The following is a 25,695-nucleotide window of genomic DNA, read 5'->3' on the forward strand; positions in this document are numbered from 1 at the left end:
GGAACAGGACCCTCATGAAGATCGCCCCGAGGACGGCGGAGCCTCGGGGCGATCTCGGCAGGAAAAGCGTCTCCGCTGTTCAGCGGCCTACTTCAGGAGCTGGCGGGCCATCACCATGCGCTGGATCTGGTTGGTGCCCTCGTAGATCTGGGTGATCTTGGCGTCGCGCATCATGCGCTCGACCGGGAACTCGCTGGTGTAGCCGTACCCGCCGAGGAGCTGGACCGCGTCGGTGGTGATCTCCATCGCGGCGTCGGAGGCGGCGCACTTGGCGGCGCTGGAGAAGAACGTCAGGTCGGCCTGGGGCTGGCCGTGGGCGGCCAGCTCCGACTTGGCGGCGGCGGCGTAGGTGAGCTGGCGGGCGGCCTCGAGCTTCATCGCCATGTCGGCGAGCATGAACTGCACGCCCTGGAACTCGGCGATGGCCTTGCCGAACTGCTTGCGCTCCTTGACGTAGCCGACGGCGTAGTCCAGCGCGCCCTGGGCGATGCCGAGCGCCTGCGCGGCGATGGTGATGCGGGTGTGGTCGAGGGTGGCCAGCGCGGTCTTGAAACCGGTGCCGGGCTCGCCGATCATCCGGGACGCCGGGATGCGGACGTCCTCCAGGATGACCTGGCGGGTCGGGGAGCCCTTGATGCCGAGCTTCTTCTCCTTCGGGCCGAAGCTGACGCCCTCGTCGGACTTCTCCACGACGAACGCGGAGATGCCCCGGGCGCCGACGCCGGGCTCGGTCACGGCCATCACCGTGTAGTACTCCGACACCCCGGCGTTGGTGATCCACATCTTCGCGCCGTTGAGCACGTAGTGGTCGCCGTCCGCCACCGCGCGGGTCTTCATCGACGCGGCGTCGCTGCCCGCCTCGGCCTCGGACAGGGCATAGGAGAACATCGCCTCACCCCGCGCGACCGGCGCGAGGTACTGCTGCTTGAGCTCCTCCGACGCCGACAGCAGCAGCGGCACGGTGCCGAGCTTGTTGACCGCCGGGATCAGCGAGGACGACGCGCAGGCCCGCGCCACCTCCTCGATGACGATCACGGTCGCGAGCGCGTCGGCGCCCGCGCCGCCGTACTCCTCGGGGATGTGCACGGCGTGCAGGTCGGCGGCGACGAGCGCCTTGTAGACGTCCCAGGGGAACTCCCCCGTCTCGTCGGCCTCGGCGGCCCGGGGGGCGATCTTCTCGTCGGCGAGGGCGCGGGCGGTCTCCCGGAGCATCTGGTGCTCCTCGGGCAGCGCGTAGAGAGGGAAGCTCATGAGAAAATAGTAGGACGTCCAACAAACCGTGGACCGACTCACGGGTGTGATATGTGCCGCTCCGTGTTTGCGCAGGTGAGCGGGGGAAGGTGCGCTCTCCGGGGACGGCCTCCCGACCCTCCGGGTCCGTCCTGACCGGCCGCTGCCGGCGCGCCCGGGTCGCCTCCGCCTTCCATCCGTCTTCCGCGGCGGCCCGCACGGCGGACCGGGGACGGCTCCCGATCTTCCTGTCAAAGGCCGCAAGCATAGGTACTAAAAGAGAATGTCAAGGATGCCGGTACCCTGTCCGCGACGGATTGGGAGAACCGAAAGGATCCGCAGTGGCCTACCGCCTGACTGTGCTGGGGACCGGATACCTGGGCGCCACGCATGCGGCCTGCATGGCCGAGCTGGGCTTCGAGGTGCTCGGCCTGGACGTCGACGCAGCAAAGGTCGCCAGCCTGCAGGCCGGGCACCTGCCCATCCACGAGCCCGGCCTGGAGGAGATCCTCCGCCGTAACCTGGCCAACGGCCGGCTGCGCTTCACCACCTCCTACGCCGAGGCCGCGGCCTTCGGCGAGGTGCACTTCGTGTGCGTGGGCACCCCGCAGAAGAAGGGCGAGTACGCCGCCGACGTCTCCTACCTGGACGCGGTGATCGAGTCCCTGGCCCCGCACCTGGAGCGCGAGTGCCTGGTGGTGGGTAAATCCACCGTCCCGGTCGGCACCGCCGCCCGCCTGGCCGACAAGCTGGCCCGCCTGGCGCCCGCCGGCGAAGGCGCCGAGCTGGCCTGGAATCCCGAGTTCCTGCGCGAGGGCTTCGCGGTGAGCGACACCATGAGCCCCGACCGGATCGTGCTGGGTGTGCGCTCGGAGAAGGCCGAAAAAGTCATGCGGGAGGTGTACGCCTCCATGCTGGAGGCCGGCACGCCGCTGGTGGTCACCGACTATCCCACCGCCGAGCTGGTCAAGGTCGCCGCCAACGCCTTCCTGGCCACGAAGATCTCTTTCATCAACGCGATGGCCGAGGTGTGCGAGACCGCGCACGCCGATGTCAAGCAGCTGTCGCAGGCCCTGTCGTACGACGAGCGCATCGGCGGGCGCTTCCTCAACCCGGGACTCGGGTTCGGCGGAGGTTGCCTGCCCAAGGACATCCGGGCGTTCATGGCCCGGGCCGGGGAGCTGGGCGCCGACCAGGCGCTGACGTTCCTGCGGGAGGTGGACGCCATCAACATGCGCCGCCGGGCCCGCATGGTGGACCTGGCCCGCGAGCTGACCGGGGGCTCCTTCGCCGGCTGCACGGTGGCGGTGCTGGGGGCGGCCTTCAAGCCCAACTCCGACGACATCCGCGACTCCCCCGCGCTGGACGTGGCCACCAGCATCGCGGCCCAGGGCGGGCGGGTCACCGTCTACGACCCCATCGCGCTGGACAACGCCCGCCGTGCCCATCCCGAGCTGGCCTACGGCACCTCGGCCCTCGACGCCGCCCGCGACGCCCACGTCGTGCTGCTGCTGACCGAGTGGCAGGAGTTCGTCGACCTCGACCCCGAGGAGCTGGGGTCCGTCGTCGCCCAGCGGAAGATCGTCGACGGCCGCAACGCCCTCGACGCCGAGACCTGGCGCGCCGCCGGCTGGCACTACCGCGCCCTCGGCCGCCCGTAGCGCGCCCCCGGTCCTGCGTGGCCGGGGTCCCCGCTCTCTCCGCAGGCGTTCTTTCCCGTACGGGCGACGTCAGACGTCGAACTCGCCGAGTCTCACGCCGCCGACGAAGGCGTCCCACTCGGCCTGGGTGAAGAAGAGCTTGGGACCGTCGGGATCCTTGGAGTCGCGCAGCACGTACAGGGGGCCGGGGCCGGCCTTGTGGCCGTCACCGGGGTTGTCCACCACGGCCACCTCGACGCAGCTCCCGCCGTCGTCGCCCGGAGCCGCCCGGTGCCAGATCGCCTCGCTCAGGTCAGCTTCCACGTCACCACCACCTTCGTCAGCAGTCGGCATACACAGTATCGGCGGGCCGGGCCGTTCCCCCGCGTTCACCACGGCGGAGTTCCCTCAGTCCACTTCCTCCGGCGCGAAGTAGTCGCGCAGCAGGGCGATCTTCCCGTCCCGCATGCGGAAGATCTTCAGGAGCGACATGACCGTGGCGCCTCCGGGCGTGTCGAAGGCGGTGTCGATCTCGACGACGAACACGTCGGGATCTGCGGTGGTGTGGACCAGATAGCGGGACCTGTCCACGTTCAACACGCGGTCGGTGCGCGCCGGGGGGCGCTCGTAGTACGCGGCCAGCCCCTTACGGATCTCCTCGCGCCCCTCCATCCGCCGGGGGAACGCGCGACCGGCAGGGAGGAGCGGCGACTCCAGGACGCCGTCCGAGGTGAACATCTCGGCCAGCGCGTCGGCGTCGCGGACCATCGTGAGCCAGACGTAACGCTGGTAGATCTCCAGGGAGGTCGCGGTCATGGCGGGCTCCTTCGGCTCTCCTCGCCCGGGATCGCCGGGATCGCCGGTATCGTCGAGATCACCGGATCACCGGGATCGCCCAGGGCATCCGGAACGTCCGCGGCGTTCATCGCCTTCGGATCATCCGGAGCGCCCGGCGGCGTTCGGGCGTTGAAACTGTCCCAGCTGGTGAAACTATCCCAGCCGGCCCGCCGGGGCCATAGCCCGCCGGGCTCAGCCGCCGAGACCGGCCGCCTCCTCCCGGAGCCTGGCGCCCTTGGCGTGGGCCTGGTCCCGCAGGGCGGACTGGAACTCCTCCATCTTCGCCCGCAGTTCCGCGTCGGCGGCGGCGAGGATCCGTACGGCCAGCAGCCCGGCGTTGCGGGCACCGCCGATGGCGACGGTGGCGACCGGCACCCCGGCCGGCATCTGGACGATGGACAGCAGGGAGTCCATGCCGTCGAGGTACTTCAGCGGGACGGGAACGCCGATCACCGGGAGCGGGGTCACCGAGGCGAGCATGCCGGGCAGGTGGGCGGCGCCCCCGGCCCCGGCGATGATCACCTTCAGCCCGCGCTCCGCCGCCCGCGTGCCGTACTCGATCATCTCCTGGGGCATGCGGTGCGCGGAGACCACGTCGGCCTCGAACGGCACGCCGAACTCGGCCAGCGCCTCGGCGGCCAGCCGCATCACCGGCCAGTCGGAGTCACTGCCCATCACGATGCCGACGGTGGCCATGCGCCCTCCTTCACCGGGCGCTCGCCCGATCGTGTCGTGCCCGGTCATGACGGGCGTCTCTCGTCCGTGACCGTCCCGGGCCCGGTCACCCGTGCACGGTCGGGTGGTGGTCAGGTGTAGACGCCGTCGGCCAGGTAGGCGGCGGCGTGCCGGGCCCGGGCGCGGACCTCGTCGAGGTCCGTTCCGAGCGCGGTGACGTGCCCGATCTTGCGGCCGGGCCGTACGTCCTTGCCATAGAAATGGATCTTGATTCCCGGGTCGTGGGCCATCACGTGCTCGTACCGGGAGAAGACGTCCGGGTCGTCGCCGCCGAGGAGGTTGGCCATCACGACGACGGGCGCGGCCAGCGCGGGCGAGCCGAGCGGGAGGTCCAGGACGGCACGCACGTGCTGCTCGAACTGGGAGGTACGGGCGCCGTCGATGGTCCAGTGGCCGCTGTTGTGCGGGCGCATGGCCAGCTCGTTCACCACGAGCCCGGAGGAGGTCTCGAACATCTCCACCGCCAGCAGCCCGGTCACGCCCAGCTCGGTGGCGATCTTGAGGGCGATCCCCTGCGCGACCGCGGCCCGCTCGGGGTCGAGGCCGGGCGCGGGGGCGAGGACCTCGACGCAGATGCCGTCCTTCTGCACGGTCTCCACCACCGGATAGCTGACGCCCTGCCCGTGCGGGGAGCGGGCGACGAGCACGGCCAGCTCCCGCTCGAACGGCACCAACGCCTCGGCCATCAGCGGCACCCCGCTCGCGAGGACCTCCGCGGCCTCCTCCCCGGACCGGCAGACCCACACGCCCCGGCCGTCGTAGCCGCCGCGCACGGCCTTGAGCACGACCGGCCAGCCGTGCTCGGCGGCGAACTCCTCCACCTCGGCGGCCGCGGCGATGCGCCGCCAGGCCGGGCAGGGGGCGCCGATCGCGGTCAGCCGCTCGCGCATCACGGCCTTGTCCTGGGCGTGCACGAGCGCCTGGGCGCCGGGGTGCACGGCGTGGCCGTCCGCGGCCAGTGCGGCGATGTGCTCGGTGGGGACGTGCTCGTGGTCGAAGGTGATCGCGTCGCAGCCCTGGGCGAACGCGCGCAGGTCGGCCAGGTCGCGGTAGTCGCCCAGACGCGCGTCGGCGACCACCCGGGCCGCGCTGTCACCGGCGGACTCGGCCAGCACCCGCAGTTCCACACCGAGCGCGATGGCCGCCTGCTGGGTCATCCGGGCCAGCTGGCCCGCTCCGATCATGCCGACGACGGGGCCGATGGGGTGACCGGCCGGAGAAGTGCTGCTCACGTCCGCTGAGCTTACCGCCCCCCGGTACGGCCGCAGGCAGCGGCGGGCCTCCGCGTCAGCCGGTGGTGAGGGAGGGGTCAGCCGGTGGTCAGGGAGGCGAGGCCGCGGCGGACGGCGACGGTGGAGACCTTCCCCTCTCCGGTGATCTCGGTGACGAGAAGCACGATCTCGGTCCCGGTCAGCTCGGGGGCCCTGACGCTGCCGGTGAACCCGCGCAGGTCGTCCTTGCCGTAGATCGGGCGGGCGAGGGAGGACCGTCCGGCCCCCGGCCGCTGCCGGTACTCGATCTCCAGGGCGTGGACCACCAGCGCGCCTCCGCCCGGCAGCAGCAGCGCGCGCTGCGGGCCGACGAGCAGCCGGACGTCGGTGGTGAGCCGGTCGGGCCGGACCGTCCCCGGCCGCCTGCCCAGCTCCGCGAGCAGTTCCGCGGCGACGTCGCCCTTGGGGAACCTCACGCCGCTGACCCCGGCGGGGTCGGTGAGGTACGTCAGGTAGCGCTGCGGCACCAGGCGGGCCTTGACCCCGGTGGAGGGGTCGCCGGAGGGTACGGCGCCGCCGCGGGGCTCGGGGGCGTCACCGCCGTCCGCCGGGATGGGACCCGCGGCGAGCCGCCAGCGCTCGTCCTCGTGGACGAAGAGGAAGTAGGCCGGGCGGGGCTCCCGGGCCAGGGCCACGAACCAGCGGTCCTCTCCCGCCTCGGCGGGCAGGAAGAACTCCGGGTCGCCGTACTCCTCGCGGGTGGGAGCCGGGCGGCCGTTCCGGGTTGCCTCGCAGGCACGGCCGCCCAGCGTATTCTCCGCCCAGGTGGTCAGCTGCTCGACCGCCGCGCAGTCCCGGTCCCGCCAGGCGTCGTCGAGCTGCTGGAGCAGTTCGAACGCCTGGACCGCCTCGGCGCGCTCGATCGTGCGGGCGGATGCCTTCGGAGACGCCCCGGTCTCGGGAACCGCCCGCTCCTCGCTCGGCACGCCGCAGCCCGTCACGGCGCACAGGCCGAGGAGCAGGGCGAACAGTCGGCGAGGCAAACGATGGTCCCGGGGTTCTGGCCGTCTGGTCGGCGATCCGTCTGGAACCGATCACGGAAGGTGAGCTTCCCCTGAAACCTTCCCGCGATCTATCCGATCAGGGTAGCGTCAGATTCCCGGATTTATCCGTCGTTGTGCGACATTTATGTAAATGTTCTTGAGCACCGGTGATGAACTGATCCGACCGGCTCCCGCACGGCGACGCGGAGCACCCCGGTAGCCTGGGGAGAACGCCCGAGATCCACCAGACGGGGGATCCGCAGCCGACCCGGAAAGGACCGTGCAGCAGACGTGCAGTTCCTCCGACACGCCTACAAACGGTTCGCCGACCTGGTGCACGAGCTGGCCAAGTTCGGGGCCATCGGGGCCGTCGCCTTCGTGATCGACTTCGGTGCCACCAACCTGCTCCGCTTCGGCCTCGGCTGGGGCCCGCTGACCTCCAAGGTCATCGCCACGGTCATCGCGGCGACCTTCGCCTACCTGGGCAACCGCTACTGGACCTTCCGGCACCGGGAGCAGAGCGGGCTCGCCCGCGAGTACTTCCTGTTCTTCCTGCTCAACGGCATCGGCCTGCTCATCTCGATGCTGGTGATCGGCTTCGTGACCTACACGCTCGACCTGCAGGACCCGATCAGCTACAACGTCGCCCTCCTGGTCGGCACGGCCCTGGGCACGCTGTTCCGGTTCTGGTCGTACAAGAAGTGGGTCTTCCTCGCCGCCACGGCCGTCACCGAGGAGATCCCCAGGGAACTGCCCGGAACGACCACGAAGACCCGCTGACCGTCCTCACGCGAGACCCGTCCCCACCCGGGATCCGCCCTCACGCGGGATCCGCCCTCACGCGGGGCCGCTGACCACCCGGTACCGGCCGGAGTCGCCGACCGGGCGCAGGAAGACGGCGAACACCGCGGGGCGGGGCCGTACCAGCTCCAGACGGCCGCCGTCGGCGGCGGCCAGCGCCCGTGCGAGGGTCAGCCCGAGCCCGGTGCCGCCCGCTCCGCTCATGTTGCGCTCGAAGACGCGGGGGGCGATGTCCTCGGGGATGCCGTTCCCCTGGTCCGCCACCTCGATCACGATCGACTTGTTCGTGCTGCTCGTCGTCACCGTCACCGGGCCGCCGCCGTGCTTGAGGGAGTTCTCCAGCAGAGTGGAGATCACCTGGCTGATCCCCCCGCTGGTGCCCAGCGCCTTGAGGCCGCGCGTCCCGCTCAGCATCAGCTTGCGCCCGCTCCGGGAGAACGCCGGGCCCCACTCGATGAACTGCTGGTCCAGCAGGGCGTCGAGCTCGACCACCGAGGTCTGGGCATGGCGCTGCCGCCGGGCCGCGGCGAGCAGCTCGTCGATCACCGCGGTCAGCCGCTCGGCCTGCACGATCGCGGCCTCGCCCTCCTCCTTGACGACCTTGGGGTCGTCCGCGGCGGCGACGATCTCCTCCAGTCTCATGGTCAGGCCGGTGAGCGGGGTGCGGAGCTGGTGGGAGGCATCGGTGGCGAACTCGCGCTCCCTGGCCAGCAGGTCGGCGATCCGGGTCGCGCTGCGGTCCAGCACCTCGGCCACCCGGTCGAGTTCCTGGATGCCGTAGCGGTGCTTGCTCGGCCGGGCCTCCCCGGAGCCGAGCCGCTCGGCGATCATGGCCAGATCGCGGAGCGGGAGCGTCAGGCGGCGCGACTGCACGACGGCGAGCCCCACCGCCACCGCGAGGGCCACCGCGGCGAGCGCGAGGATCAGCAGGAGCCAGGCGTGGACCTGCTGCTCGACCTGGGTCTTGTCGCGGACCACCACGACGTAGACCCCGCTCTCCGACTGGGCGCTCGCGTCGAGCCGGCGGTCCATGGGGGGTTCGGTGCCCACCGTGATCACTTGGGGGGGTGTTCCCCTGGCGTAGATCTGGATGTAGCGCTCGGGATATTTCTTCGCGAGTTGCTCGGGATCGATCGGCTGCTCCTGGCCCCGGGCGTACTCCACGTCGCCGACCAGGCTCTTGGCCTCTCCCGAGAGTTCCTGGGTCGCCTCCTCATGGATCAGGCGGTTGACCGCCACGCCCAGCGGGATGCCGAGGAGCAGCACCGCGATGACCGCGACGAGCAGAGTGGAGGAGAGCAGACGGCGGCGCATCCCTACTCGCGTTCGAAACGGAAGCCGACCCCTCGAACCGTGGTGATGTAGCGCGGCTTGGCGGCGTCGTCGCCGAGCTTGCGGCGCAGCCACGAGATGTGCATGTCCAGGGTCTTGGTGGAACCCCACCAGTTGGTGTCCCACACCTCGCGCATGATCTGCTCGCGGGTGACCACTTTCCCGGCGTCGCGGACCAGGACGCGGAGCAGGTCGAACTCCTTCGTGGTCAGGTGCAGCTCCTTGTCCCCCATCCACGCGCGGCGGGAGTCGGCGTCGATGCGCACGCCCTGCACCACGGGCGTCTCGGAGGTGCCGCGCCGCAGCAGGGCGCGGACCCGGGCCAGCAGCTCGGCCAGGCGGAACGGCTTGGTGACGTAGTCGTCGGCCCCGGCGTCGAGGCCCACGACGGTGTCCACCTCGTCCACGCGGGCGGTGAGGATGAGCACGGGAGTGCCGTGCCCCTCGGCCCGGATGCGCCGGGCCACTTCGAGGCCGTCCATCTCCGGCAGCCCCAGGTCAAGAACGATCAAGTCGATGCCACCCGACAGAGCCCTCTCCAGGGCTTGCGGGCCGTCGGGGCTCACCTCCACCTGATAGCCCTCACGGCGCAGCGCACGCGCCAGCGGCTCGGAAATCGAGGTGTCATCCTCGGCGAGAAGTACGCAGGTCATGTTGAGAGAGTAGGACCTTAAGCGATCGTTTCCCCGGCATAGCGCGCGGTTTGACTTGCCGTTGACCTATCTATTGACCTGGGCAAACACTGATAAATCCCGGATAGTCATCCCGCACCGGTTCACGAGGAGGGGGTACGGCTCCCGCCTCGCGAGCCTCCCGAAAGGACAGAGTCCTCAGAACATTATCGACAAAAAGAACACGCCCTATCGGAACGGATCCGATGGGCGTGTCTCGGCGTTTCCGGGAATCCCTCAGGAGGCCGACGGCGGCTCCGCGTACCGGGCGAGGTACAGCTGCTCGCCGAGGCTCTCGATGAGCGAGAGCTCGGTCTCCAGGTAGTCGATGTGGTGCTCCTCGTCCTCCAGGATCTCCTCGAAGAGACGGGCGGAGGTGATGTCACCCTTGTCGCGCATGATGGCGATCGCCGGCCGCAGGCGGTTGACGACTTCCAGCTCGACGGTGAGGTCGGCACGGAGCTGTTCGGTGACGGTCTGCCCGATGTGCAGCGTGCCCAGCCTCTGGTAGTTGGGCAGCCCTTCGAGGAAAAGGATCCGATCCGTGAGCTTCTCCGCGTGGCGCATCTCGTCGATGGACTCTTCGCGGGTGTACTTCGCAAGCTTGGTGTAGCCCCAGTTCTGCTGCATCTTGGCGTGCAGGAAGTACTGGTTGATCGCGGTCAGCTCGGCGGTGAGCTGCTCGTTCAGCAATTCGATGATCTGCTTGTCGCCCTGCATCGACGGGCTCCTTGCCTATGCGGTCGCCAACTCTTCAGACCGCTTCAGGATCGCACAGATCTTGCGCACGCAAGAAGCACAGTCGCCGCCGGCGCCGGTGGTGTCGCGGATTTGCCGCGCGCTCTTCGCCCCAGCGGCGATGCAGTCGTGCACCTCGTTCTCAGTCACTGCGCGGCAGACACACACGTACATGGCGAGGAAGGACCTCTCGAGAAGAGTAGCACATAGGTAAGGCATACCTAAGGTAGCGCACTTTGGTAAGGCTTGCCTATGTGATGCAGGACACATATGCCCAGCTCGGGGGCAAGGCCACTTGCGACACGCGGCACGTTAGATTCCCGTTTCCCCGGGAAACATCAATGCCGCCGCGCGGGAACGCGGGGCTCACCCCCGCCCTCACCCTTACCCTCGCCCTGGCTCCCGTCCTCGATCCCGTCCTCGTTCCCGGTGTCAGGCTCCGCGCAGCACGTACGGCTGGATGACCCCCAGCCCCCGAACCGGCCTGCGCCGGATGCGGTGCGTCGCGAAGGCGGGCTCCGCCGCGACGGCGCCGGCCATCTCCGCGTCGATCACGATGGTCCCCGGACGGGCCACGGCCGTCAGCCGCGCCGCCAGATTGACCGTGGTCCCGAAGACGTCACCCATCATGGGCAGCACCGGGCCGTAGGCCAGCCCCGCCCTGACGTCGGGCCCGTCCTTCCTGATGGCCTCGACCAGCTCCAGCGCGATCGCGGCGGCCGTACGGGGCTCGGCCGCGGTGAACAGCACCTCGTCGCCGAGCGTCTTGACCAGCCGCCCCCCGTTCGCGGCGATCACGTCGGCGGCCCGCGACTCGAACCCCTCGACCAGCTCGGCGAGGCCGTTCTCGTCGAGCTCCCGGGAGACCCGGGTGAAGGAGACCAGATCGGCGAAGCCCACCGCGAGGGTCAGCCGGGTGGGCACGACCTCCTGCGCCATGTCGGCCATGGCCAGCAGCCGGGTACCGGCCGCGGCCAACTGGGAGCGCCAGACGTGGGCCAGCACCATCTCGAAGTCGGGCAGGAGCCGCTGCGCGGTCTCCATGATCATCTTCAGGTCGGCGGGGCTGGGCGGGTGCCCCGGATCGAGCTTGGCACCGACGATGATCTCCGCCTGCCACTGCGCGAGCCTGGCCGTGGTCTGGCCCACCGCCCGGGTCATCCGGATGACCGTCCGCTCGTCGAGCAGGTCGCTCTCCATCATCGCCCGGACCCGCTTCAGCGCGTTGATGTCGGCCTCGGTGAAGGCCACGGCGTCGTCGGGCAGCGTGGCGAAGCCCAGCGCCCGCCAGATCCGCTCGGTCAGCGCCTGGGGGACCCCCGAGCGCTCGGCCACCTCGACCCGGGTGTAGCGGGGCTCGGGCCCCACGAAGAGCCGCTCGATCTGCTCGGCGGTCGGCCGCTCCACCGCCTCATCGCCGCTCATCGTCTTCCCTGGGACGGCGGCGACGCCGGCGTGTCGTCGGCCTCGTCGATGGCGCGGAACAGCTCGGCGCGGACCTCCTGCAGGTCGGGGATGTCCCGCAGGACGATCCGGCCGTGATCACCGGCCGACTCGACGACGAGTGTGCCGCAGCCGAGGATCCGCTCCAGCAGGGTCTGGTCGGCGCTGACCGTGTTGACCTTGCTCATCGGGATGTCGTCGTGGGAGGTGCTCAGCACGCCCGTGCTGATCGTGAACCGGTGCGAGGTCAGGACGTACATGGTGGCGCGCCACTGCAGGTACGGCACGAGCGACCACACCAGCAGCAGCCCGACGGCGATCACGGCCACCGCGGCGCGCGCGTACCCCTCGTAGGGGAAGGCGGGCATGAGGAACATCGCGGCGACGGACACCGCGATGATGACGAGCAACGCCAGGAGGGGGACGACGAGGCGCTTCCAGTGGGGGTGAAACGACCGGATGCGCCGCTCCCCCTCCGTCAGGTGGTGATCGGGGAGACCCATGGGGCACATCGTGGCACGACCACGCGTCCTCCGTCAGGAGCCGTCCGCGCGTCCCCGTCAGGAGCCGTCCGGGCGGACGTGCACGACGTCACCCGCGCTGAGCGTGTGCTCCCGCCCGCCGGCCTCCACCATCAGGTGCCCCGAGGGATCGACGCCGGTGGCCAGGCCGTTGAGCACGCGTTCGCCGGGCAGCTCCACCCGGACACGCCGTCCGACCGTCCCGCTGGCCGCGAGGTAGGCGGCCCGCAGCCCGCAGGCGTCCGCGTCGCCGTCCGCCTCCGACCACTCGCGGTAGTGCGTCTCGACCTCCCGCAGCACCGCCCGCAGGAGGGGGTCGCGGTCGGTGCAGGCGGCCTTCTCGACGGCGAGCGAGGTGGCGGTGGGGACGGGCAGTTCGCCGGCGCGGAGGCTGACGTTGAGCCCGACGCCGACGATCACCGCGCTGTCCACCCGCTCGGCGAGCACCCCGGCGAGCTTGCGCTCCCCGATCAGCAGGTCGTTGGGCCATTTCAGCCGGGCGTCCACCTCCGCCAATCGGCGCACCGCCGAGGCCGCGGCCAGACCGACGAGCAGCGGCAGCCAGCCCTGCCGCGCCGGTGGCGGATCGGGCCGGAGCAACATCGAGAACGTCAGCCCGGCGCGCGGCGGCGTGGACCAGGCCCGGCCGAGCCGGCCGCGCCCGGCGAACTGCGACTCCGCGACGACGACGGCTCCCTGCCGGGCGCCGTCACGTGCGGCCTGCGCGAGGTCGGCGTTCGTCGAACCGGTCCTGTCGACGACGGTGATGTCCGACCACAGGCCGCCGGGGCGCACCAGGGCGCGGTTGAGGGCCGCCTGGGAGAGCGGCGGGCGGTCGAGGTCGGTGAAGGGGGAGTCCAGCACCCCTCCATCTTCCCTCCCCTTACGACCTGTTGCCCCACAAACAGGGCGATGACCAGCGAATACCGCGATCACCGATTGAGCCGATAGAGGCGTTCCGGCTATCCGCATCCCCCGGAGGGGGGTGAAAATGGACACATGAAGAGACGTCTCGACCCGCGCAACTGGGCCAGCTGGAAGCCCTTCGGGATCGGCGAGCGCAAGCCGAACAACTACCTGGAGCTGGTCAAGGCGTTCCGCTCGGTGAAGGGCAACCGCCGTTACGCCTGGCGGATCCTCACCCGGGGGACGTGCGACGGGTGCGCGCTGGGCACCAAGGGCATGCGCGACTGGACCATGGACGAGATCCACCTGTGCAACATCCGGCTCCGGCTCCTGCCGCTGAACACGATGCCCGCCCTGGACGTCTCCCTGCTGAAGGACGTCTCCGCCCTGGCGGGCCGCAGGAGCGCGCAGCTGCGCGACCTCGGGCGGCTGCCGTACCCGATGCTGCGCCGCGCGGGTGAGCCCGGGTTCACCCGGATCGGCTGGGAGGAGGCCCTGGAGCTGGCCGCGCCGCACCTGCGCGGGTCCCGGCTCGGGGTCTACCTGACCAGCCGGGGCGTGCCGAACGAGAACTACTTCGCCGCGCAGAAGGCGGTCCGGGCGCTGGGCGTCAACTCCGTGGACAACGCGGCCCGCATCTGCCACTCCCCCTCGACCGTCGCGCTGAAGGAGACCATCGGCGCCGCCGCGACGACCTGTTCCTACACCGACTGGATCGGCTCGGACCTGATCGTGTTCATCGGGTCCAACCCGTCGAACAACCAGCCGGTCGCGATGAAGTACCTCTACCACGCCAAGAAGGCCGGGACCCGGATCGCGATGGTCAACGCCTACCGCGAGCCCGGCATGGACAAGTACTGGGTGCCGTCCAACGCCGAGTCCGCGCTCTTCGGCACGAAGATCACCGATCACTTCTTCGGCGTGAACGTCGGCGGCGACATCGGGTTCCTCAACGGCGTGCTCAAGCACCTGATCGAGAACGACTGGGTGGACGAGGCCTGGGTGGAGGAGCACACGACGGGCTTCGACGCCGTACGGCGGGAGCTGGCCGGGCAGTCGTGGGAGGCGCTGGAGGCGCTGTCCGGGGCGAGCCGGGAGCAGATGTTCGAGCTGGCCAGGCTGCTGGGCGAGGCGCGCTCGGCGGTGCTGGTGTGGTCGATGGGCATCACCCAGCACACCTACGGCGAGGACAACGTCCGCTCGATCGTGAACCTGGCGCTGGCCCGGGGCTTCGTCGGCCGTGACAAGTGCGGCCTGATGCCGATCCGCGGGCACAGCGGCGTGCAGGGCGGCGCCGAGATGGGCGCCTACGCCACCGGCCTGCCCGGCGGCCTGCCGGTCACCGAGGAGAACGCCCGCAGGTTCGGTGAGCTGTGGGGCTTCGAGGTGCCCACCGCCCCCGGCCTGACCGCGACCGACATGATCGACGCGGCCCACGGCGGGGAGCTGGACGTCCTGGTCTCCAGCGGCGGCAACTTCCTGGAGGTCCTGCCGGATCCGGACTACTGCCGCGAGGCCCTGTCCCGGCTGAAGCTCCGCGTGCACATCGACATCGTCCTGTCCTCGCAGATGCTGGTGCCCGCGGAGGGTCCCGACGGCTCCGGGGGCGACGTCCTGCTGCTGCCCGCCCAGACCCGCTACGAGATGGCCGGGGGCGTCACCGAGACCACCACCGAGCGGCGCATCATCCTCTCCCCTGAGATCCCCGGTCCCCGGATCGGCGAGGCCCGGCCCGAGTGGCAGATCTTCACCGAGCTGGCCGCCCGCGCCCGGCCGGAACTGGCCGACCGGCTCCGCTACGCGGGAACCGCCGAGATCCGCGCGGACATCGAGCGGGCGGTCCCGTTCTACGAGGGGATCTCCCGGCTCTCGGGGTTCGGGGACAACGTCCAGTACGGCGGGCGGCACCTGTGCCCGGACGGCCGTTTCCCCACCGCCGACGGCCTGGGGCGGTTCTCGCCGGTCCCGCTGCCCGTCCTGGAGCGCCCGGACGGGGCCTTCATGGTCGCCACCCGGCGCGGCAAGCAGTTCAACAGCATGGTCCACGAGCGCCGCGACGGCTTCAACGGCGCCACCCGCGAGGCCGTGCTGATGAGCGCGCACGACGCCGACCGCCTCGGACTGCCCGACGGCACCCCGGTGGAGCTGCGCTCGGTCACCGGCGACCGCGCCTTCCGCGGCCGGGTGCTGCGCGCCCCGCTGACCCCGGGCAACCTGCAGATCCACTGGCCCGAGGGCAACGTCCTGCTCGACGCCGGCCGCCGTTCCCCGGCCGCGCGCATCCCCGACTACAACGCCCTGGTCACGATCACGAGACTGCCCTCATGACCGCCGGCCCCTCGGACCCTCCTCCCTCGCGTCCGCGCCCCGTTCCCGGAACGCCCGCGGAGGGGGTCCGGCGGCCGGGACCGGTCAGCCGGATCCGGATCCGGGAGTTCTCCGGCGGGGCCGTCCGGGACCGCCGGGACGACCTGGCCACCGAGGAGCCTCTGGAGATCCGGATCCAGGCGGGCGGCGGGCGCCGTACCGTCGCGATCACCATGCGGACTCCGGGGCACGACACCGAGCTGGCGGCCGGGTTCCTGCACGGCGAGGGCGTCGCGGCGCCCGGCTCCATCGCGTCCATCTCCTACTGCACGGACGAGGAGGTGCCGCCCGAGGCGCGCCACAACACGATCACCGTACGGCTGCGCGGCGATCGCCTGCCCGACCTGCCCGCCCTCGACCGGCACTTCGTGACCTCCAGCGCCTGCGGCGTCTGCGGCACCGCGAGCCTGGACGCCCTGCGCGAGCGGTGCCTCGCGCCGCTCGCGCAGGACGGCCCGGCGGTCTCCCCCGAGATCCTGTACGGCCTGCCGGACGCCCTCAGGAGCGCCCAGGGCGTGTTCGGCCGGACCGGCGGCCTGCACGCGGCCGGGCTGTTCACCCCGGACGGCGCGCTGATGGCGCTCCGCGAGGACGTGGGACGGCACAACGCGGTGGACAAGCTGACCGGCTGGGCGCTGCTGGGCGAGCGGCTCCCGCTGGCCGGGCACATCCTCATGGTCAGCGGCCGGACCAGCTACGAGATCATGCAGAAGGCCCTGGCCGCGGGCGTGCCGGTGGTCTGCGCGGTCTCCGCGCCCTCCTCGCTGGCGGTGGATCTGGCCAGGGAGTTCGGCATGACGCTGGTCGGTTTCCTGCGCGGCGAGCGCTTCAACGTCTACGCCGGAGCGCACCGCATCGAGTCATGATCCCCTTCACGCCCGCCGGCGCTCCAGACTTGTCCGTGACCGCGCGATCCGCATAGGGAAACCGTAGTGGAATAAATCGTTCCGTTCTGATACTATCGGAACAGATCATTCCGATCCGATGATCGCAGAGGAGAACGCCGTGAGCACCGAGATCCGTCCCTTCCGCATCGAGATCCCCCAGACCGACCTCGACGACCTCCAGGACCGGCTGGCCCGCACCCGGTGGGCCGAGGAGCTGCCGGCCGGGCCCGACGAGAAGAAGGAACAGCCCGGCCCGGTCCCGCCGGGCTGGGAGTACGGCGTCCCGGTCGCCTACGTCAGGCGGCTCGTCGAGCGCTGGCGCACCGGCTACGACTGGCGCGCCTGGGAAGCGAAGATCAACGCTCACCCGCAGTTCGTCACCGAGATCGACGGCCAGACCGTGCACTTCCTGCACGTCCGCTCCCCCGAGTCCGACGCCACGCCGCTGATCCTCACCCACGGCTGGCCCAACACGATCGTCGAGTACCTGGACCTGATCGGCCCTCTCACCGACCCCCGCTCGCACGGCGGCGACCCGGCCGACGCCTTCCACGTGGTCATCCCGTCCATCCCCGGCTTCGGCTTCTCCGGGCACACCCGGGAGCGGGGCTGGGACCGCTACCGCGTCGCCCGCGCCTGGGCCGAGCTCATGCGGCGGCTGGGCTACGAGCGCTACGGCACGCACGGCAACGACGCGGGCGCGCTGATCTCCCCCGAGGTCGGGCGCGTCGATCCGGATCACGTGATCGGCGTGCACGTGAACCAGATCTTCTCGTTCCCCTCCGGGGATCCGGCCGAGTTCGAGGGCCTGTCGGGCGAGGAGATGGAGAAGCTGGCCTTCCTCCAGTCGTTCAACACCGAGATGTCGGCCTACGCCCAGCTCCAGGCGACCAAGCCGCAGAACCTGGCGCACGCCCTGGCCGACTCGCCCGCGGGCCAGCTCGCCTGGATCGGCCAGCTGCTCGGGGAGGCGGTCGATCCGGACGTGGTCCTCACCAACGCCACGATCTACTGGATGACCAACACCGCCGCGTCCTCGGCCCGCCTCTACTACGAGGACCAGCACTCCGAGCAGCACCCCGGCGGGCCGACCACCGTCCCGATCGGCCTGGCCGCCTTCGCTCACGACTTCACGCCGGTACGGCGCTTCGCCGAGCGCGACCACCGCAACATCGTCTCCTGGAACGAGTTCGAGCGCGGCAGCCACTGGGCCGCCCACGACGCCCCCGACCTCCTCGTCGGCGACCTCCGCCAGTTCTTCCGCGGTCTCCGCACCTCCCGCTGATCCGGTTCTCCCCCCGCCGTACCGGCACCCGCCGAAGGTCCCGGTGCGGCGGAGCCATGTCCGGCCCGGGGAATCACGTCCGGCCCGGGGAGTCACGCCCGGCCCGGGGAGTCACGTCCGGCCCGGCGCAAGCGGTCCATGATTCTTCTTTCATTATGGAATGAAGCGTTCCGTTCTGTTAAAATCAGAACAGAACATTCCGATCCGGCGCTTCATCGTCCGAGGGACGCACATCATGACCGTCACCGCTCCTTCCGCTCCGGTCCCCGCCACCGCACCCCCGGCGCCGGCCGGGCGGCACCCGCACCGCTGGCTGGGACTCTTCGCCATCCTCGCCGCCGACCTGCTCAACCTCCTCGACTCGACCGTGGCCAACGTGGCCGCCCCGGTGATCCGCGCCGACCTCGGCGGCTCGCTCGCCACCCTGCAGTGGGTCGCCGCCGGATACACCCTGGCGATGGCCGTGGGCCTGCTCACCGGCGGGCGGCTCGGCGACATGTTCGGCCGCCGGCGGATGATGATGACCGGCATCGCCGGGTTCCTCGTCACCTCGGCAGCGTGCGCGCTGGCCGTGTCACCGGAGATGCTGATCGGCGCCCGCGTCCTGCAGGGCGTGTTCGCCGCAATCATGGTGCCGCAGTCCTTCGGTCTCATCCGCGACCTTTTCGGAACCGAGGTCGGCAAGGCGTTCGCCGCCCTGGGGCCGGTCATCGGGATGGCCACGATCCTCGGACCGGTGGTCGCCGGGCTGCTCATCGAGGCCGACGTCCTCGGCACCGGCTGGCGCATGATCTTCCTGATCAATCTGCCGCTCGGCGCGTTCGCCCTGATCGTCGGCTGGAAGGTCCTGCCCGAGGCCGAGCCCGTCGCCCGCGGGCAGCGGCTCGACCTGATCGGCGCGCTGCTGGCCGCGACCGGCATGTTCACGCTCGTCTACCCGCTGGTCCAGGGCCACGAGCTGGGCTGGCCCACCTGGTCACTGATCATGCTCGCCGGCTCGGTCCCGGTGTTCGCCGCCTTCGTCCGGCACCAGCTGCGCCGTACCCGCTCCGGCCGCACCCCGCTGGTCGAGCTGGGCGTGCTCGCCAGGCGCTCCTACACCTCCGGCGTGGCGTTCGCCGTGATCTTCTTCGGTGCGATCACCGGCTTCTCCCTCGCCGTCGGCCTGTTCCTCCAGCTCGGCCTGGGCTACACGCCGCTGGACGCCAGCCTGACGATGATCTCCTGGGCCGCCGGCGCCTTCGTCGGCTCCATCTTCGGCGGCACCATGATGAACAGGCTCGGCCGGCACCTCCTGCACCTCGGCCTGGCCGTGATGGCCGCCGGGCTCGTCGGCCTCTACCTGGTCTTCTCCACCGCCGAGGCGGGCCTGGGCGGGTGGGACCTGGCCGCCCCGATGGTCGCCTTCGGGATCGGCATGGGCATGATCTTCGTCCCGCTGTTCGACATCATCCTGGCCGACCTCGACGAGCGTGAGATCGGCTCGGCCTCCGGCCTGGTGTCCTCCTTCGAGCAGCTCGGCGCCTCGCTCGGCGTCGCCGCCCTCGGCACCGTCTTCTTCGGTACGGTCGGCCACCACCCGCACCTGCACGGCTTCCTGGACGCCGCCGGGCTGGTCACGCTGCTGACCGTCGGACTCACCTCGGCGGCCTTCGTCATCGGCTTCATGCTCCCCAGGAAGGCCCGCGAAGGCGCCTCCCCGGCGCACTGATCCGTCGCGGGACGCCGTACGGCCCGCGCTTCCACCCGGAGCGCGGGCCGTACGGCGTGCGCGTGTCCTCCGCGTGCTCGCACGCCGGTCCGGATGATCGGATCCGGACCGCCGGATCAGGCCTCCGCCCGCGGCAGTTCCACCGCGATGCTGAGGCCCCCCTCCTCCCGGGGACTGGCGCTCACCGTGCCGCCGTGCGCCTCGGCGACGACCCGGACGATCGACAATCCCAGGCCGCTGCCGCGCTCCGAGTGCAATCGGTCGCCGTGGAGCCGCCGGAACGGCTCGAAGATCGAGTCGATCTCGTAGGCCGGGACGGGCAGCCCGGTGTTGGCCACCACCAGCTCCACCCGGTCGGCCCGCTGCCGGGTGGACACCCAGACCTGGCCCCCGGCGTGGTTGTGCCGGATCGCGTTCTCCACGAGGTTCTGCGCGAGTCGCTCGACCAGCACCGGCTCGCCCTCGGTCGGCGCGGGGTCCAGCAGCCGGTGGATGGTCACCTCCCGGTCCCCCGCCTCCTCCGCGGCCAGGTCGAGTACGTGCTCGACCACGTCGGTCAGGTCGAAGGGCCGCCGGTCCAGTACGGTCCGCTCGCCCTCGGCCAGCGCCAGCAGGCCGTCGATCAGCCGCTCGTGCCGGGTGTTGACCAGCAGCAGGGACTCGCCGAGCCGTTTGACGTCCTCGGTCGCGTCGGGCCGCCGCACCGCCACGTCCACCAGGGTGCGGTTGATGGTGAGCGGGGTGCGCAGCTCGTGGGAGGCGTTGGCGATGAAGCGCCGCTGGCCGTCGAAGGAGCGGGCCAGGCGGCCGAGGATGGTATCGACGACGCCGGCGAGCTCCTTGAGCTCCGCGTCCGGCCCGTCATGGTCGATGCGCCCGGACAGGTCGTGGCTCTCGGCGACGCGCCGCGCGCCCGCGGTCATCGAGCGGACGGGGCGGAGCGTCCATCCGGCGGCCCGCCAGCCGACCCCGGCCGCGATCCCGCTGGTCACCAGGAGCGCGACGCCGCCCACCATGAGCACGTTCTTGATCGCGTCAGCCTGGTAGACGCGCCTGACCTGCGCGACCCGCTGCTGGGCGACGTAGTACTCCCGCTCCCAGGGCGAGTAGTGATTTCCTCCCGCCTGGATCCACTGGGGCTGCCGGAGCCCGTCCCGGGGTTCCAGGCTCTGCCGGACGATCACGGCGACGACCACCAGCAGGAGCGCGCCGACGAGGAGGAAGATCCCGCCGCAGGCCACCGCCGCGCGGAGACGGACACTGCGCTTCACGGGATCCGGTACCCGACTCCCGTGACGGTCTCGATGACCGGCGGATCCCCGATCTTGCGGCGCAGCTTCGTCATCGTCGTCCGCACCGTGTTGGTGAACGGGTCGATGTGCTCGTCCCAGACCTTCTCCAGCAGCGTCTCGGCGGAGACCACCGCCCCGTCGGCGCGCAGCAGCTCGGCCAGCACGCCGAACTCCTTGCGGGAGAGCGGCACGTACCGCCCGTCGCGGAAGACCTGCCGGTGCGCCCGGTCCAGGCGGATGCCCGCCCGCTCCAGCATCGGCGGGTCGGCCGGACGCGCCCGGCGGCCCAGGGCGTGGACGCGGGCCACCAGTTCCTCGAAGGCGAACGGCTTGGGCAGGTAGTCGTCTGCGCCGAGGGACAGCCCCTCGACCCGGGAGCGCACGTCGCCCGCGGCGGTGAGCATCAGGACGCGCACGAGAAGGCCGTCGGCGACCGCGGTCCGGCACACCTCGTCGCCGTGCACGCCCGGCAGGTCCCGGTCCAGGACGAGGACGTCGTAGTCGTGGACCCGGAGCCGTTCCAGCGCCGCCTCCCCGTCGTAGGCGACGTCCACGGCGAACGCCTCCCCGCGCAGCCCCTCCGCGATCGAGTCGGCGAGCATCCGCTCGTCCTCGGTGACCAGCACTCGCAAAACCCCTCCATGATCTTCGAGTTCGCCAGCATGCCACGGAAGGCATAACGCAGGCATAACCGGATGCGGTGACGGCGAGGTTATCGATCAGTCGCTGGACTGCTCCCCACCGAGCCGGGAACCGCCCGGCCCCGGCCCCGAACCGGGGGACCGTCCATGACCGCTTCACCCGGCGACGTCCGGACCGCACCCGCCGCACCGCCCTCCGCACCGCCCGACGGCCACGCGCCGCACGGCGGTCGCCGGGCCGTACGGCACGCCCTGATCCGGGCCCTGCGCACCGGTCACACGCTCTTCGCCGTCGTGCTCGCCCTGGCCGCGGCGCTGCGCGGCCTCGTCATGCTCGGCTACGACACGGCCCAGCTCTACTGGTACGACTCCTTCACCTATCTGGACACGGCCGTCCACCTCAAGCCCGCCGGCGCGTTCCACCCGGCCGGGTACTCCGCGTTCCTCCGGCTGCTGTGGCCCTTCCACAGCGTCGAGCTCGTCGTGGGCGTGCAGCACGTCATGGGACTCGGCATGGGCCTGATGATCTATCTGGTGCTGCGCCGCAACGCGCTTCCCGCGTGGGGCGCGACACTGGCCCCCCTGCCCGTCCTGTTCGATCCGGCGTTCGCCAGGCTTGAGCACTCCATCCTCTCCGACACCCAGGTCACCTTCCTCGTCGTCGCCGCCCTGACGGTCCTGCTGTGGCGGGCCCGGCTGTCGGTGCGGGGAGCCGCCGCGGCGGGCCTGCTGCTGGCGCTGGCCGGGCTCACCCGCACGGCCGCGGTCCCGCTGCTCGTCCTGGTCCTGCTCTATCTGGTACTGCGGCGGGCGGGGTGGCGGCAGGTGGTCGCGCTCGCCCTCGCCGGGCTGGTGCCGCTGGCCGCCTACGCGGGCTGGTACCGGCACCACCACGGGCGGTTCGCGCTCAGCGGCTCGGACGGCGTGGCGCTGTGGGCGCGCACGATGACGTTCGCCGACTGCTCGGTGATCAGGCCTCCGGCCGAGGAGGCGAAGCTCTGCCCGAACGGCACCGTCGTGGACGCCGCCTCGGAGTACGTGTGGGCTCCCGGAGCCCCGCTCAACCGGCTGCCCGGGGACCGGTTCTCGCACAACGGCCTGGCCCGCTCCTTCGCCTTGCGGGCCATCGCCGCGCAGCCGCTGGACTACGTCCGCGAGATCGCCCGGGACGCCTCACTCGCCTTCGCCCCGACCCCCGTGCGCCATCCCCTGCGGGTCTCCCCCGCCCTGTCGTTCCCGCGGGGCTCCTGGGATCTGCCCGCGTTCCCGCTGATCGACAAGGTGCGCGCGGAGTACGACGCCGGCATCCGGGGGTTGTCCTCCGTCGAACCGTACGGGAGCCTGCTGGCCGCCTACCGCTACCCCGGGGTCCTGCACGGCCCGCTGTTCGGCGTGGTCCTGCTCCTGGGCGGCCTCGGCGCGATCGGGCGGCGCCGTACGGCCCTGCTGCCCTGGGCCGCAGGCGTGTTCCTGTTCCTCGGCCCGATCGCGGCACTGGACTTCGACCACCGCTACGTGCTGCCGGCCGTCCCGGCGGCGTGCATCGCCGCCGCCCTCGGGACCGCCGCCCTCTGGCGCCACGCTGCGCGCCCGCCGCTCAGGCCCGCGGATGTCCGGGAAATCACCGAATCCCGTTGACCACGGAGACAGGCCGTTCCCCGAACGCAGGACGGCGCACGGCCCGCGACCCGCGGTCCGGGGCGCGGGCCGTACGGCACGGGCACGGGATCAGCCGGTGTTCTGCAGGCCCGCGGCGACGCCGTTGACCGACAGCAGCAGCAGCGTGGACAGCCGGTCGCGCTCGTCCTCCGGCAGGTCCTCGTCGGCGCGGAGCCGGGACAGGGCCCGGAGCTGGAGGTGGGAGAGCGCGTCCACGTACGGGTCGCGGAGCTGGACCGCGCGGGACAGCACCCGGCGGTTCTCCAGCAGGCGGGTGTGGCCGGTGACCTCCAGGACCAGGCGGCGGGTCAGGTCGTACTCGGCCAGGACCTGCTCCATGAAGTCGTCCCGGCCGCCGAGCGCGAGGTAGCGGGAGGCGATCTCCCGGTCGGTCTTGGCCAGGGACATCTCCACGTTGTCCAGCAGGGAGGCGAACAGCGGCCACTCGCGGTAGGCGGCGCGCAGCTCCTCGATCCCGGTCTCGGAGACGACCGCCTCCAGGCCGCTGCCCAGGCCGTACCAGCCGGGCAGGTTGACCCGGGTCTGCGCCCAGGCGAACACCCACGGGATGGCCCGCAGGTCGTCCAGGGACCGGGGCGCGCCCAGGCCGCGGCGGGCCGGGCGGGACCCCAGCCGGAGCGAGCCGATCTCCTCCAGCGGGCTGACCAGCGAGAACCACTCGGGGAAGCCGGGCGCCTCGGTCAGCGACCGGTAGGCCTTCTCCGAGGCGGAGGCGACCCGTCCGGCCACCGAGCGGAAGCGCGCGGCGGCCTCGGCGGTGCGGGCCTCGACGGCCGGGGTGGAGGCGAGCAGCACCGCGGAGGTGACCTGCTCCAGGTGACGGCGGCCGATGGCCTCGTGGCCGTACCGGGCGAAGATGACCTCGCCCTGCTCGGTGACCTTGAACCGGCCGCCGACCGAGCCGGGGGCCTGGGCGAGCACGGCCCGGTTGGCCGGTCCGCCGCCCCGGCCCAGGGCGCCGCCCCGGCCGTGGAAGAGGGTCAGCCGCACATCGTGCTCGGCGGCCCAGGCGGCCAGCGCCTCCTGTGCCTCGTACAGCTTCAGGGTGGCGGCGGCCGGGCCGAGCTCCTTGGCCGAGTCGGAGTAGCCGAGCATGACCTCCAGGCGGCGGCCGTTGACCGCGAGGCGGGCCTGGATGCCGGGGATCTGGAGCATCCCGGAGAGCACGGCGGGCGCGGCGGCCAGGTCGGCCCCGGACTCGAACAGCGGGACCACGTCGAGCGCGGGCGCCCGCTCGCCGAGGGCGTGCCGGGCCAGCTCGTAGACCGCGGCGATGTCGTCGGCCGAGCGGGTGAAGGAGACGACGTAGCGGGAGCAGGCGGTCACGCCGAACCGCTCCTGGATCCAGCCGATCGTCCGGATGGTGGCCAGCACCTCGTCCGTGCGCTCGGAGGTCTCACCCGCGGCGATCTCGGCCAGCGCGGTGGCGTGGACCTGCGAGTGCTGGCGCACCTCCAGCTCCGCCAGGTGGAAGCCGAACGTCTCGGCCTGCCAGATCAGGTGCTGCAGCTCGCCGTACGCCTGCCGCCGCGCCCCGGCGGCGGCCAGGGACGCCTGGGCCAGGCGCAGGTCGGCCAGGAACTCCTCCGGCGAGCGGTAGGCCAGGTCGAGGCCACGCTGCCGGGTGGCGGCGATCCGGGCCGCGACGTACAGCAGCCACTGCCGGTGCGGCTCCCGCGGGGAGCGGGTGGCCATCTCGGAGACCAGCTCGGGATGGTCGTTCTCGGCGGCGGCCAGCGCGGTGCGCAGCTCCGGCGAGGCCGGGGTGTACTCGGCGGTGACGGTGAGGCTGCGGGCGATCCGCAGGGTGGCGTTCTCCAGGGCGATCAGCACGTGCTCGGACTGGATGAGCAGGGCGTCCCTGGTCACCTTGGCGGTGACGTTGGGGTTGCCGTCCCGGTCGCCGCCGATCCAGCTGCCGTAGCGGATGAAGGGCCGGGTCCGCGGCTCGCGCGTGCCGCTGTCCTCACCGAGCGCGGCGTCCATCGCGCGGTAGACCTGGGGGACCATCCGGAACAGCGTCTCGTCGAAGGCCGCCATCGCGGTGCGGACCTCGTCCAGCGGGTCGAGCTTGGTGTGCCGGAGCTGGGCGGTCCGCCAGAGCAGGTCGATCTCCTCCAGCAGCCGCCGCCGGGTCTCGGCGCGCTCGGACGCGCCGCGCCCGGGGTCGTTGTAGGCGGCGAGCTGACCGCTGACCCGCTGGATCGCGGTCACCACGGCGCGCCTGCGCGCCTCGGTGGGGTGCGCGGTCAGCACCGGGTGCAGCCGCAGCCCTTCGACGAGCTCGGCGACGCGTTCGTCGCCGAGTTCCTGCACGGTCTGGGCCAGCGACTCCGGGAGCGGCTGCTCGCCGGTGTCGCGGGAGCGGAGCGTCCGGATGCGGAAGTGCTCCTCGGCCAGGTTCGCCAGGTGGAAGTAGCAGGTGAAGGCCCGGGCGATCTTGACGGCCCGGCTGATCGGCCACTCGGCGACCATCGCGGTGATCTCCTCGACGGAGACCTCCCGGCGACGGGCCGCGATGACGGCCTTGCGGAGGCGTTCGACATCGGCGAGCAGGTCGTCCCCGCCGTGTTCGGCGATGACCTGCCCCAGGAGCCCACCGAGCAGCCGCACGTCCGCGCGGAGCTCGTCGGGCATCTCGGTGACAGCGGAAGAACGTTCTGCCTGATGGGGCGCGCTGGCGGACATGCCTGCCAGCGTAGCGAGAGCGTTTTCTCCCGCGGA

Annotated in this window: 23 protein-coding genes; 7 read left to right on the forward strand and 16 right to left on the reverse strand. The window is 71.5% G+C overall.

Annotation, left to right across the window (positions count from 1 at the left end; translation table 11 throughout):
• Positions 1 to 87 precede the first annotated feature (87 nt).
• Positions 88 to 1,251 (reverse strand): acyl-CoA dehydrogenase family protein, encoded by a 1,164-nt coding sequence (locus IEZ08_RS28035; protein WP_068921389.1) that lies wholly within the window; start codon positions 1,249 to 1,251, stop codon positions 88 to 90.
• 320 nt (positions 1,252 to 1,571) lie between these two features.
• Between IEZ08_RS28035 and IEZ08_RS28040 the strand changes: the two genes are divergently transcribed.
• Positions 1,572 to 2,891, forward strand: a complete 1,320-nt coding sequence (locus tag IEZ08_RS28040) for a UDP-glucose dehydrogenase family protein (RefSeq protein ID WP_068921388.1) — start codon at positions 1,572 to 1,574, stop codon at positions 2,889 to 2,891.
• Positions 2,892 to 2,960: 69 nt separating this feature from the next.
• Here IEZ08_RS28040 and IEZ08_RS28045 read toward each other — a convergent pair whose 3' ends face one another.
• The 5 genes from IEZ08_RS28045 to IEZ08_RS28065 form a co-directional block, all read right to left on the reverse strand.
• Positions 2,961 to 3,194 carry a DUF397 domain-containing protein gene (locus tag IEZ08_RS28045; RefSeq protein ID WP_229803570.1) on the reverse strand — a complete coding sequence of 78 codons (234 nt, stop codon included), beginning with the start codon at positions 3,192 to 3,194 and terminating at the stop codon, positions 2,961 to 2,963.
• A gap of 84 nt (positions 3,195 to 3,278) precedes the next feature.
• Entirely contained in the window at positions 3,279 to 3,686 is a 408-nt protein-coding gene (locus IEZ08_RS28050) for a nuclear transport factor 2 family protein (RefSeq protein ID WP_068921386.1), read from the reverse strand.
• A gap of 213 nt (positions 3,687 to 3,899) precedes the next feature.
• A complete protein-coding gene (purE, locus tag IEZ08_RS28055) occupies positions 3,900 to 4,403 on the reverse strand; it encodes a 5-(carboxyamino)imidazole ribonucleotide mutase (protein WP_141703585.1) in 504 nt (167 codons plus the stop codon).
• A gap of 110 nt (positions 4,404 to 4,513) precedes the next feature.
• Positions 4,514 to 5,674 carry a 5-(carboxyamino)imidazole ribonucleotide synthase gene (locus IEZ08_RS28060; protein WP_268249369.1) on the reverse strand — a complete coding sequence of 387 codons (1,161 nt, stop codon included), beginning with the start codon at positions 5,672 to 5,674 and terminating at the stop codon, positions 4,514 to 4,516.
• Positions 5,675 to 5,751: 77 nt separating this feature from the next.
• Positions 5,752 to 6,696 carry a DUF8094 domain-containing protein gene (locus IEZ08_RS28065; protein ID WP_068921384.1) on the reverse strand — a complete coding sequence of 315 codons (945 nt, stop codon included), beginning with the start codon at positions 6,694 to 6,696 and terminating at the stop codon, positions 5,752 to 5,754.
• A 291-nt stretch (positions 6,697 to 6,987) separates the two neighbouring features.
• Here IEZ08_RS28065 and IEZ08_RS28070 point away from each other — a divergent pair, with 291 nt between their 5' ends.
• On the forward strand, positions 6,988 to 7,476 hold the full coding sequence (locus IEZ08_RS28070; protein ID WP_068921383.1) for a GtrA family protein: 489 nt from the start codon (positions 6,988 to 6,990) through the stop codon (positions 7,474 to 7,476).
• Between the two features lie 57 nt (positions 7,477 to 7,533).
• Here IEZ08_RS28070 and IEZ08_RS28075 read toward each other — a convergent pair whose 3' ends face one another.
• From IEZ08_RS28075 to IEZ08_RS28105, 7 genes are all read right to left on the reverse strand, one after another.
• The gene (locus tag IEZ08_RS28075; RefSeq protein ID WP_084779572.1) at positions 7,534 to 8,811 is read right to left on the reverse strand and encodes an ATP-binding protein; all 1,278 of its coding nucleotides are present in this window, start codon (positions 8,809 to 8,811) and stop codon (positions 7,534 to 7,536) included.
• Between the two features lie 2 nt (positions 8,812 to 8,813).
• On the reverse strand, positions 8,814 to 9,482 hold the full coding sequence (locus IEZ08_RS28080; RefSeq protein WP_012888073.1) for a response regulator transcription factor: 669 nt from the start codon (positions 9,480 to 9,482) through the stop codon (positions 8,814 to 8,816).
• Positions 9,483 to 9,737: 255 nt separating this feature from the next.
• A complete protein-coding gene (gene bfr / locus IEZ08_RS28085; protein WP_068921382.1) occupies positions 9,738 to 10,220 on the reverse strand; it encodes a bacterioferritin in 483 nt (160 codons plus the stop codon).
• A gap of 15 nt (positions 10,221 to 10,235) precedes the next feature.
• Complete coding sequence (locus IEZ08_RS40540) at positions 10,236 to 10,508, reverse strand: (2Fe-2S)-binding protein (protein WP_307815515.1); 273 nt, start codon at positions 10,506 to 10,508, stop codon at positions 10,236 to 10,238.
• Positions 10,509 to 10,670: 162 nt separating this feature from the next.
• The gene (locus IEZ08_RS28095) at positions 10,671 to 11,663 is read right to left on the reverse strand and encodes an adenylate/guanylate cyclase domain-containing protein (protein ID WP_068921381.1); all 993 of its coding nucleotides are present in this window, start codon (positions 11,661 to 11,663) and stop codon (positions 10,671 to 10,673) included.
• Entirely contained in the window at positions 11,660 to 12,184 is a 525-nt protein-coding gene (locus IEZ08_RS28100) for a PH domain-containing protein (RefSeq protein ID WP_068921380.1), read from the reverse strand. The genes IEZ08_RS28095 and IEZ08_RS28100 overlap by 4 nt, the downstream gene beginning before the upstream one ends.
• A gap of 57 nt (positions 12,185 to 12,241) precedes the next feature.
• Positions 12,242 to 13,066: a biotin--[acetyl-CoA-carboxylase] ligase gene (locus IEZ08_RS28105; protein ID WP_176728389.1), complete on the reverse strand. Its 825-nt coding sequence runs from the start codon at positions 13,064 to 13,066 to the stop codon at positions 12,242 to 12,244.
• A 135-nt stretch (positions 13,067 to 13,201) separates the two neighbouring features.
• On the opposite strand from IEZ08_RS28105, the gene IEZ08_RS28110 reads away from it, so the two are divergent.
• The 4 genes from IEZ08_RS28110 to IEZ08_RS28125 all read left to right on the forward strand — a co-directional run bounded on the left by IEZ08_RS28110 (position 13,202) and on the right by IEZ08_RS28125 (position 19,358).
• Positions 13,202 to 15,436 carry an FdhF/YdeP family oxidoreductase gene (locus IEZ08_RS28110; RefSeq protein WP_068921379.1) on the forward strand — a complete coding sequence of 745 codons (2,235 nt, stop codon included), beginning with the start codon at positions 13,202 to 13,204 and terminating at the stop codon, positions 15,434 to 15,436.
• A complete protein-coding gene (gene fdhD / locus IEZ08_RS28115) occupies positions 15,433 to 16,341 on the forward strand; it encodes a formate dehydrogenase accessory sulfurtransferase FdhD (RefSeq protein ID WP_189243316.1) in 909 nt (302 codons plus the stop codon). Before IEZ08_RS28110 ends, fdhD begins: the two co-directional genes overlap by 4 nt.
• Positions 16,342 to 16,459: 118 nt before the next feature.
• Positions 16,460 to 17,647, forward strand: coding sequence for an epoxide hydrolase family protein (locus IEZ08_RS28120; protein WP_068921378.1), 1,188 nt, complete (start codon positions 16,460 to 16,462; stop codon positions 17,645 to 17,647).
• Between the two features lie 235 nt (positions 17,648 to 17,882).
• On the forward strand, positions 17,883 to 19,358 hold the full coding sequence (locus IEZ08_RS28125; RefSeq protein WP_068921377.1) for an MFS transporter: 1,476 nt from the start codon (positions 17,883 to 17,885) through the stop codon (positions 19,356 to 19,358).
• A 116-nt stretch (positions 19,359 to 19,474) separates the two neighbouring features.
• Here IEZ08_RS28125 and IEZ08_RS28130 read toward each other — a convergent pair whose 3' ends face one another.
• Together IEZ08_RS28130 and IEZ08_RS28135 are read right to left on the reverse strand one after the other, a co-directional pair.
• Complete coding sequence (locus IEZ08_RS28130; RefSeq protein WP_068921376.1) at positions 19,475 to 20,629, reverse strand: sensor histidine kinase; 1,155 nt, start codon at positions 20,627 to 20,629, stop codon at positions 19,475 to 19,477.
• On the reverse strand, positions 20,626 to 21,282 hold the full coding sequence (locus IEZ08_RS28135) for a response regulator transcription factor (RefSeq protein WP_176728388.1): 657 nt from the start codon (positions 21,280 to 21,282) through the stop codon (positions 20,626 to 20,628). The genes IEZ08_RS28130 and IEZ08_RS28135 overlap by 4 nt, the downstream gene beginning before the upstream one ends.
• Positions 21,283 to 21,438: 156 nt before the next feature.
• Between IEZ08_RS28135 and IEZ08_RS28140 the strand changes: the two genes are divergently transcribed.
• Positions 21,439 to 22,929, forward strand: coding sequence for a hypothetical protein (locus IEZ08_RS28140; protein WP_229803573.1), 1,491 nt, complete (start codon positions 21,439 to 21,441; stop codon positions 22,927 to 22,929).
• Between the two features lie 90 nt (positions 22,930 to 23,019).
• Here the strand turns inward: IEZ08_RS28140 and IEZ08_RS28145 are convergent, their stop codons facing one another.
• Positions 23,020 to 25,608, reverse strand: a complete 2,589-nt coding sequence (locus IEZ08_RS28145; RefSeq protein WP_373294385.1) for a phosphoenolpyruvate carboxylase — start codon at positions 25,606 to 25,608, stop codon at positions 23,020 to 23,022.
• Positions 25,609 to 25,695 lie beyond the last annotated feature (87 nt).

The sequence above is a fragment of the Planobispora rosea genome, assembly GCF_014648175.1.
In the GTDB taxonomy this organism is placed as follows: Bacteria; Actinomycetota; Actinomycetes; order Streptosporangiales; family Streptosporangiaceae; genus Planobispora; species Planobispora rosea.

Coding starts and splice junctions, on each gene's coding strand:
- IEZ08_RS28035 (WP_068921389.1), bottom strand. CDS start 1,251: ATGAGCTTCCCTCTCTACGCGCTGCCCGAGGAGCACCAGATGCTCCGG.
- IEZ08_RS28050 (WP_068921386.1), bottom strand. CDS start 3,686: ATGACCGCGACCTCCCTGGAGATCTACCAGCGTTACGTCTGGCTCACG.
- purE (WP_141703585.1), bottom strand. CDS start 4,403: ATGGCCACCGTCGGCATCGTGATGGGCAGTGACTCCGACTGGCCGGTG.
- IEZ08_RS28075 (WP_084779572.1), bottom strand. CDS start 8,811: ATGCGCCGCCGTCTGCTCTCCTCCACTCTGCTCGTCGCGGTCATCGCG.
- IEZ08_RS28080 (WP_012888073.1), bottom strand. CDS start 9,482: ATGACCTGCGTACTTCTCGCCGAGGATGACACCTCGATTTCCGAGCCG.
- bfr (WP_068921382.1), bottom strand. CDS start 10,220: ATGCAGGGCGACAAGCAGATCATCGAATTGCTGAACGAGCAGCTCACC.
- IEZ08_RS40540 (WP_307815515.1), bottom strand. CDS start 10,508: ATGTGTCCTGCATCACATAGGCAAGCCTTACCAAAGTGCGCTACCTTA.
- IEZ08_RS28095 (WP_068921381.1), bottom strand. CDS start 11,663: ATGAGCGGCGATGAGGCGGTGGAGCGGCCGACCGCCGAGCAGATCGAG.
- IEZ08_RS28100 (WP_068921380.1), bottom strand. CDS start 12,184: ATGGGTCTCCCCGATCACCACCTGACGGAGGGGGAGCGGCGCATCCGG.
- IEZ08_RS28110 (WP_068921379.1), top strand. CDS start 13,202: ATGAAGAGACGTCTCGACCCGCGCAACTGGGCCAGCTGGAAGCCCTTC.
- fdhD (WP_189243316.1), top strand. CDS start 15,433: ATGACCGCCGGCCCCTCGGACCCTCCTCCCTCGCGTCCGCGCCCCGTT.
- IEZ08_RS28120 (WP_068921378.1), top strand. CDS start 16,460: ATGATCGCAGAGGAGAACGCCGTGAGCACCGAGATCCGTCCCTTCCGC.
- IEZ08_RS28125 (WP_068921377.1), top strand. CDS start 17,883: ATGACCGTCACCGCTCCTTCCGCTCCGGTCCCCGCCACCGCACCCCCG.
- IEZ08_RS28140 (WP_229803573.1), top strand. CDS start 21,439: ATGACCGCTTCACCCGGCGACGTCCGGACCGCACCCGCCGCACCGCCC.
- IEZ08_RS28145 (WP_373294385.1), bottom strand. CDS start 25,608: ATGCCCGACGAGCTCCGCGCGGACGTGCGGCTGCTCGGTGGGCTCCTG.